We start from the raw sequence: 7967 nt of genomic DNA on the forward strand, positions 1-7967 counted from the left end.
CGAGAGCCTGCAGGTGGCCCACCATCTGATGTTGTCGCACGGCGAGGCCATTGCGGCGATGCGCGCCGTGACCAAGACCAGGCTGGGTATCGTCCTCAACCACACGCCGTCCTTCCCGGCCACACCGGCCGAGGCCGATCGCCGCGCCGCCCGCATCGACGACGGCCTGAACGTGCGCTGGTACATGGACCCCATCTTCCGTGGCGCCTACCCAGCCGACGCCTTCGAGTTCGTGGGCGCCGATGCGCCCACGGTTGAGGCCGGCGACCTGGAGCGCATCCGTCAGCCGCTGGACTTCCTCGGGATCAACTTCTACACCCGCAGCCTCTTCGATGCAGAGGGGAAGGCGGTCAAGGGGCCGGGCAAGCGCGGGTTCACCGACATGGGTTGGGAGATCGTGCCCGAGGTCTTTGCCCAGCACCTGGTGCGTCTTGCCCGGGAGTACAACCCCCCGCCGATGTTCATCACCGAGAACGGCATGGCCAATGCCGACCGTGTCGTGGACGGCCCGGAGCCCCGCGTCCCCGATGCTGAGCGTATCGCCTACCTGTCCAGCCATCTGCAGGCCCTGGCCACGGCCATGAGCCTGGGGGCCGACGTGCGAGGCTACTTCTACTGGAGCCTGCTGGACAACTTCGAGTGGAACTCTGGCTACGACAAGCGCTTCGGCCTTGTCCACGTCGATTATGCGACGCAGAGGCGCCTGCTCAAGGACAGCGCGCACTGGTATCGCGACCTGATTGCACGTCACCACGCAAGGCGCTGAGGCGCCGTTCCAGCCGCGCCGGACGACCGGCGGGTGTTGCTTTCGAGAGCAAGACGACCTTCGCGCAAGCGTCCGGTCATGCATTCCTTCGCGTTTGCCCCGACAAAGCCTCGAAAATTCGGTCACGATCAGGCGCTAAGCTCCGCGCTGCGCCGCAGCAGGGATTTTTCCCAGCCTGCCGCAGGTGCAACAGGTCGATTTGCCGTATAGCAGGAGGCCGGCTCGTGGACTTCGGCGTGGTGCCGAAGACGGGGTCGGGCCGAGGGGTGCCCGGGTGCACGGGTGTTGAACGAATGCAGGATAGAACAAGCGATCCGCTCATCGATGTCAGCCAGTTGACCGTCGGGATGTTCATTCATCTGGACCTGGGCTGGATGTCGCATCCCTTCCCGCTATCGAGTTTCAAGATCGCTTCCAGCGACCAGCTGTTGATCCTGCGCCGCCTCGGCCTGACCCAGGTGCGCTGGAGTCCGGCTAAAAGCGACCTGTCATTGCGGCCCCTTCCCGCCGCTGACGCCGAGGCCGTCGCCGACACCGGTGCGACCCCCAGATTCGCCGGGGGCGCTGTCGATGCCGCCGCCTCCACAGAGCCCACGCCCGAGGACATGGCTCGCGAGGCGCATCGCCACGCGCTGGCCTCTCAGCGCGAGGCCTTGCAACTTTGCGAAGCGCAGTATGGCGAGGCAGCCGATGGCTTCCGCGGCGTCTTGGACAACGTCCAGTCCGATCCTCACCAGGCGCGCAATCAGGCAGAGAGCCTGACCGCCGCGCTGCTCGACAAGATGCTGGTCGAGGGTGATCTCAACATGCGCCTGCTGAACGAGTCCGCGGGCGATCGCTCCACCGCGCACGCGCTGAACGTCTGCATCATCGCGCTGCTGCTTGGGCGCGCTTTCGGTCTGGGGCGCGACGAGATGATGGACCTGGGCGTCGGCTCCCTGCTGCACGATGTCGGCAAGCTGGAGATCGCCGCCCGCCTGCGCCACCGCGACGAGAGCTTCACGGCCGCCGAGACCCAGGCCTATCAGCAGCATGTCGCCAAGGGTGTGGCCATCGCCCAGGCCATGGGCCTGTCGCCCGGCCCGCTGCTCATCATTGCGCAGCACCACGAACATGCCGATGGCAGTGGTTTCCCGCAGCGCATCAATATGGACCGCATGAGCACTGGCGCCCGCATCGTCGCGTTGGTGAACCGCTTCGACGGACTGTGCAACCCGCTCATCAGCTCCAAGGCCATGACACCTCACGAGGCGCTGTCGTTGATGTTCGCGCAAGGGCGCAACCGTTTCGACGCGACCATGCTGAATGCCTTCATCCGCATGATGGGCGTCTACCCGCCTGGCTCCACGGTGCAGCTGACGGATGATCGCTACGCGCTGGTCGTTTCGGTCAACTCGGCGCGGCCGCTCAAGCCCCGCGTCATGGTTCACGATGTCAGGGTGCCCAAGGATGAGGCTTTGGTCCTCAACCTCGAAGAGATGCCCGACCTGGGTATCCGGCGCAGCCTCAAGCCCCAGTTCCTGCCACGGCCTTCGCTGGACTACCTCAGCCCGCGGGCGCGCATCGCCTATTTCTTCGACGCCGCGATGACCGGGCCAGGGGAGTTGGCCGCGTGAACGCCGGCCGCGAGGCAAGTTCTGCCTTGCATCGCCTCTTCGAGGCGCCGTCCGTGATCGGCGCCCTGCTGGAGGGCCTGCCTGAACCGGCCTGGCTGGTGGATGGCGAGAGCCTCACGGTCAGCGTCGTCAATCGCGCTGCGCTGCGCCTGCTGGGACTCAAGCCTGAACGCGCCCTGGGGCAGCCGCCGGCCATGCTGTGCGGGTCGTTGGAAGACGAGGCCTTCTGGCAGGGCGCGGCTCGCGACCCTTTCGCGCGCATCCGCTCCGACACCATCCTGACGCACAGCGATGGCCAGCCGCGCTGGGTCAGCCGCAGCATCAGCCCCGTCCACACGCCCGAAGGTGACCGCTACTGGCTCGTGCTGTTGCACGACCAGACGCGCCGCCGCCGTGCCGAGGCCGAGCGCGAGACCCTGCTGGCCGAGTTGCGCGCGACATTGGAATCCACCGCCGATGGCATCCTCGTCGTCGACCTGGCGGGCCGCGTGCGCAGCTTCAACCGCCGTTTCGCCAAGCTGTGGGGCCTGCCCGGCGGCTTGCTGCATGAGCCGGGCGATGCCGGCCTGTGGCTGAGCCTGCAGCGTGTCATGCGGGATGGCGAGCAGTACCGGCTGCGTATCGAGGCGCTGTTGGACGCGCCGCTGATGCGTTCCAGCGACATGCTGCGCTTGGCCGATGGCCGGGTGCTGGAACAGGTTTCGCTGCCGCAGATGAGCCGCGGCGAGCCCATAGGCCGGGTGTTCTCCTTCCGCGACCTGAGTGAGAAGCTGGCCGCCCACCAGCGCATTGAGGAACTGGGCCGCTCCGATGTGCTCACTGGCGCGCCCAATCGTCGCGCGCTGGCCGACCGCATCGTGCAGCAGATCGCCGCCGTCGACACGGGCGAGCCGTCGCCCGTGTTCGCGCTGCTGCACCTGGACCTGGACCGCTTCAAGCAGATCAATGACACGCTGGGCCACAGCTACGGTGACCGCGTGCTGCGGGACGTCGTCGAACGCCTTCGCGATGCCGTCGGCGAGAACGACACGCTGGCCCGCCTGGGTGGCGACGAGTTCGCGCTGCTCATCGACAACGCTCAGATGTTCGAGGCCGAAGCGACTGCGCGTCGTGTCCAGCAGTTGCTGGCCGAACCGTTCAGTTTCGATACCTTGAGCTTCACCGTCACCGCGAGCTGCGGTATCGCGCTCTACCCGGGCGACGGCGGCACGCCCGACGAGTTGATGGCCAGCGCCGAGCGCGCCATGCACTGGGTCAAGGAAAGTGGACGTGCGGGCTTTCGTTTCCACGTGCCGCGCAAGGAGGTGGACCTGCTTTCGCGCATGCGCCTGGACCATGCCATGCGCCAGGCCCTCACCGAGGGGCGCTTCCGGCTGCACTATCAACCCCAGGTCGAGCTGGGAAGTGACCGCGTCATCGGCGCCGAGGCGCTGATCCGCTGGCGCGATCCGCAGCGTGGCGACATCTCGCCGGCCGAGTTCATCCCGCTGGCCGAGGAGAGCGGCTTCGTCGTCGCCATCGGCGACTGGGTGCTGCGCGAGGCGGTGGCCCAAGCCGCCCACTGGCTCAGCCGTGGGCTGCGCATGCCGGTGGCCGTCAACGTGTCGGCCTTGCAGTTCCAGCAGGCGCACTTCGTCGAGACCGTCGCAGAGGCCCTGCACGAGGCCATGCTGCCGGCCAGCATGCTGGAGCTGGAACTGACCGAGGGGGTGCTCCTGGGCGATGCCGAGGAGGGCCTGCGCCGCATGCGCGCGCTGGCGTCGCTGGGCGTCACGCTGTCCATCGACGACTTCGGCACCGGCTATTCATCGCTCGCCTACCTGAAACGCTTCCCGATCCAGCGCCTCAAGATCGACCGCAGCTTCGTGCAAGGACTGCCGGGGGATGCGAGTGACGTAGGCATCGCCAACGCCATCGTGCAGATGGGCCGGGCCCTGGGCCTGCAGGTCATTGCCGAAGGCGTGGAGACGGAGGCCCAGCGCGACTTCCTCGCCCAGGCCGGCTGCCATGAATTCCAGGGCTTCCTGTTTGCCAAGCCGCTGCGGCCGGACGAGTTCGAGCAGCGGGTGCGTCCGCGCCGCCATGTCGTCGACGCGCCTGCGTCCGGCTGGCTGGGGCTGGCCAACGGTTGACGTCGCGTGGCGCGCACAATGCGGCCATGCTCTACCGCTTCAAATCCAAGGCTGGCGCCGATGTCATCATGATGGCCGACTCGGCCGATGCCGTGTTGCGCTTGATGGGGCGTCCGCCCGCGCCGCAGGGCATCCTCGAGGCGGCAGCCTTGCCGGCCTTGATGCAGGCACTGGAGGAGGGCGTCGCCGCCGACGAGGCGCAGTTCCAGCGCGCCATGGATGCTGCGAAGGCGGCGGGCGAGCCGCCGCCGCGTCGCCAGGGCGTGTCGCTGCGCCAGCGTGCCTGGCCGCTGCATGAGCTGATGCAACGCAGCGCCAGAGAGAACGCTGACGTCGTGTGGGGTGTCTAGTGCTGGATGAGGCGACCCGCGTCATCCTGATCCGCCATGGTGAGACCGCGTGGAACCGCGCGACGCGCATCCAGGGCCACACCGACATTCCTCTCAGTCCGCTCGGCTTGGCCCAGGCCGCCAAGTTGGCCGAAGCGCTGGCGGAGGAGCCCTTGGCGGCCATCTATTCCAGTGACCTCAGTCGCGCACGCCAGACTGCAGAGGCTCTGGCCGGCGCCCAGGGGCTGCCGGTGCTTTTCGACACCGCCCTGCGCGAACGCGCCTTCGGCCGCTTCGAGGGATTGAGCTGGCAGGAAATAGACGAGGGTTATCCCGATGATGCGGCACGCTGGCGGCGGCGCGAGCCTGACTTCCAGGTTGGCGGCGGTGAAAGCCTGAACGTCTTCAGCGCCCGCTGTCTGCAGGCCGCTCGGCGCGCCGCCGCGGCCCACCCGGGCCGCAGCATCGCCTTGGTGGCCCATGGGGGGGTGCTGGATTGCCTCTATCGCGCCGCGACCCGAGTCGCGCTGGATGCGCCGCGCAGCTGGCAGCTTGGCAACGCCACCATCAACCGCGTGTTGGCGACGCCCGACGGCTTCACGCTGATCGGGTGGAACGACGATCGCCACCTGGCTGGCCTGAGCGTCGACGACATCGCAGCCTGAGCTCCGTCAGGGTTTTGCAAGGCCCCTAGAGCCACTGTTGCATTCACGCGTCGCTCGGGCTGAGCTAGAGGAAACCCGCTTCTATACTGACTGCCACTTGTCCTTCACGGCGGGGCCGTCAACCCCGTCGAAACCATCAGTAAAGGCAAAACGATGAAGAAGATTGCACTTGTCGCCGCTCTGGCTGCCACCGCTGCCGCTCCGGCTTTCGCTCAAAGCGTCACGCTCTGGGGCCGCATCAACACCTCCGTCGAAAGCCAGAAGATCGGTTCGGCTGACCGCAAGTCGGTCGTGCAGAACAACGGTTCGCGTCTGGGCTTCAAGGGTACGGAAGACCTCGGCGGCGGCCTGAAGGCTGGCTTCAACCTGGAGCACGGCCTGAATTCCGACACCGGCGCTGCCACGGAAGGCACCACGTTCTGGAATCGTCAGGCCAGCGTCGAGCTGACTGGCAGCTTCGGCACGATCCGTCTGGGCAACTGGTTCCCCGACTCCTACTTCTCGAGCGTTGACCGCACGAGCAACCACAACCACGACACCGGCACCTCGTCGGACGCCCTGTTCTCGAGCTTCGGCTTCGGCGCCCGCACGAACAAGGTGGGTTACTTCTCGCCGACGATGGGTGGCTTCAACTTCATCGGTTCCGTTCGCGCCGGTGAGGGCACGGGCCCGCGCGGCTACGACCTGTCGGTCAACTATGAAGTCGCTGGCCTGCACGTCGCCGGCACGTTCGCGCAGAACAACAAGTTCGGCGCGACGGCCAAGCGCAAGGCCTACGGCCTGGAGGCTGACTACGGCTTCGGTCCCTTCCTGGTGACCGGCTACTACCAGCGTGAAGAGGTGGATGGCTTCCGTGCCCGTGATATCGGCCGCGTGTCGGCCATGTACACCCTGGGCCAGTCGGAGTTCCACATCAACGTCGGCGGCACCAAGGCCGGCAGCGATGCCGAGTTCCGTACCGGCGGCGCCAAGCAGTACACCGCAGGTTACAACTACAACCTGAGCAAGCGCACCAAGATCTACGGCTTCTACACGAAGACCGACTACAACGGTTTGGGTCAGGCCGACTTCTCGTCGCTGGCCGCCGGCATCCGTCACAACTTCTGATCCTCGCGACCGGAAACGAAAAAGCGCCCTGTGGGGCGCTTTTTTTTGGGGCGCGACGCGCGTGTGTCGTGGCGCTCAGTCTCCGAACAAGTCGGGCGAGGCCTTGCCGCCGGGCGGCGTCAGGCCCAGGTGCCGGTAGGCCGCCAGCGTCGCGACGCGCCCGCGGGGCGTGCGCTGCAGAAAGCCCTGCTGGATCAGATAGGGCTCGATGACATCTTCGATGGTGCCAGCCTCCTCACCGATGGCTGCCGCGACGTTCTCAAGCCCGACCGGCCCGCCGTCGAAGCGATGGACGACAGCTTCCAGAAACTTCCGGTCCATCAGATCGAAGCCCTGTGGGTCGACGTCCAGCATCGCCAGCGCCTTGTCGGCGATCCCGGCCATGATGCGCCCGTCGCCCTTGACCTCGGCGTAGTCGCGCACGCGGCGCAGCAGCCGGTTGGCGATGCGAGGCGTGCCGCGCGAGCGGCGGGCGATCTCCAGGGCACCATCGGCGTCGATGGGGGCGCCCAGCAAACCCGCCGAGCGGGCGACGATGCGTTGCAACTCCGTCGGCGTGTAGAACTCCAGCCGTGCAACGATGCCGAAACGATCACGAAGAGGGTTGGTCAGCATCCCGGCCCGTGTCGTGGCGCCCACCAGCGTGAAAGGCTGCAGGTCCAGCTTGATGGAGCGGGCCGCGGGACCTTCTCCGATCATGATGTCGATCTGGTAGTCCTCCAGCGCCGGATAGAGGATTTCCTCGACGACGGGGCTGAGGCGGTGGATCTCGTCGATGAACAGGACGTCGTTCTTCTCGAGGCCGGTCAGGATGGCGGCCAGGTCCTTGGGCTTTTCCAGCACGGGGCCGGAGGTTTGGCGCAGGTTCACGCCCAGCTCAGCCGCGATGATGTGGGACAGCGTGGTCTTGCCCAGGCCTGGCGGGCCGAACAGCAGCACGTGATCCAGTGCCTCGCGGCGCTTGCGGGCGGCACCGATGAAGATCTCCAACTGCTCGCGCGCCTTGGCCTGGCCGACGTAGTCGTCCAGCAGCTTGGGTCGCAGCGCGCGCTCCAGCGCCTCTTCGCGACTGGATTCAGGCGCGGCGCTGACGAGGCGTGGCGCCGGGGCGAAGTCGTCCGTCTGGATGCTCATGACAGTTTCTTCAACGCCAGCTTGATGCCTTCGCTGACACCCACATCGGGCGGCAGTGCCTTCAGCGCGGCGGCAGCATCCTTCTCGCTGTAACCCAGCGCGACCAGGGCCTGGAGGATGTCGGCCTGGGTGTCATTGGCGACGGCGGCGGGCAGCGCGAGATCGGGGCCCAGCTTGCCCTTCAATTCCAGCAGCAGCCGCTCGGCCGTCTTCTTGCC

7 protein-coding genes and 1 pseudogene are annotated in these 7967 nt (G+C 66.9%); 6 read left to right on the top strand and 2 right to left on the bottom strand.

Going from position 1 to position 7967, the window contains the following annotated elements:
* The 6 genes from VGF12_RS07745 to VGF12_RS07770 all read left to right on the top strand — a co-directional run.
* Positions 1-766, top strand: a 766-nt coding sequence (locus VGF12_RS07745) for a family 1 glycosylhydrolase (protein WP_331175461.1), incomplete at its 5' end; no start/stop codon positions are given.
* A gap of 293 nt (positions 767-1059) precedes the next feature.
* Positions 1060-2382, top strand: coding sequence for an HD-GYP domain-containing protein (locus tag VGF12_RS07750; RefSeq protein ID WP_331175462.1), 1323 nt, complete (start codon positions 1060-1062; stop codon positions 2380-2382).
* A gap of 26 nt (positions 2383-2408) precedes the next feature.
* On the top strand, positions 2409-4514 hold the full coding sequence (locus VGF12_RS07755) for a putative bifunctional diguanylate cyclase/phosphodiesterase (RefSeq protein ID WP_331175463.1): 2106 nt from the start codon (positions 2409-2411) through the stop codon (positions 4512-4514).
* 26 nt (positions 4515-4540) lie between these two features.
* Complete coding sequence (locus tag VGF12_RS07760; RefSeq protein ID WP_331175464.1) at positions 4541-4864, top strand: DUF1840 domain-containing protein; 324 nt, start codon at positions 4541-4543, stop codon at positions 4862-4864.
* Positions 4865-4866: 2 nt separating this feature from the next.
* Complete coding sequence (locus VGF12_RS07765) at positions 4867-5508, top strand: histidine phosphatase family protein (protein WP_414710039.1); 642 nt, start codon at positions 4867-4869, stop codon at positions 5506-5508.
* A 153-nt stretch (positions 5509-5661) separates the two neighbouring features.
* Entirely contained in the window at positions 5662-6615 is a 954-nt protein-coding gene (locus VGF12_RS07770) for a porin (protein WP_331175466.1), read from the top strand.
* A gap of 75 nt (positions 6616-6690) precedes the next feature.
* On the opposite strand, the gene ruvB is transcribed toward VGF12_RS07770, so the two are convergent.
* Together ruvB and VGF12_RS07780 are read right to left on the bottom strand one after the other, a co-directional pair.
* Positions 6691-7749: a Holliday junction branch migration DNA helicase RuvB gene (gene ruvB / locus VGF12_RS07775; protein ID WP_331175467.1), complete on the bottom strand. Its 1059-nt coding sequence runs from the start codon at positions 7747-7749 to the stop codon at positions 6691-6693.
* A pseudogene (locus tag VGF12_RS07780) lies at positions 7746-7967 on the bottom strand (Holliday junction branch migration protein RuvA); the annotation flags it as partial. The gene ruvB and the pseudogene VGF12_RS07780, both read right to left, overlap by 4 nt.

This window comes from Roseateles sp. (assembly GCF_036404855.1).
Classification (GTDB): domain Bacteria; phylum Pseudomonadota; class Gammaproteobacteria; order Burkholderiales; family Burkholderiaceae_C; genus Pelomonas.

Excerpts from the sequence above, each read along its gene's own strand:
- VGF12_RS07750 (WP_331175462.1), top strand. The coding sequence starts at position 1,060 with ATGCAGGATAGAACAAGCGATCCGCTCATCGATGTCAGCCAGTTGACC.
- VGF12_RS07760 (WP_331175464.1), top strand. The coding sequence starts at position 4,541 with ATGCTCTACCGCTTCAAATCCAAGGCTGGCGCCGATGTCATCATGATG.
- VGF12_RS07770 (WP_331175466.1), top strand. The coding sequence starts at position 5,662 with ATGAAGAAGATTGCACTTGTCGCCGCTCTGGCTGCCACCGCTGCCGCT.
- ruvB (WP_331175467.1), bottom strand. The coding sequence starts at position 7,749 with ATGAGCATCCAGACGGACGACTTCGCCCCGGCGCCACGCCTCGTCAGC.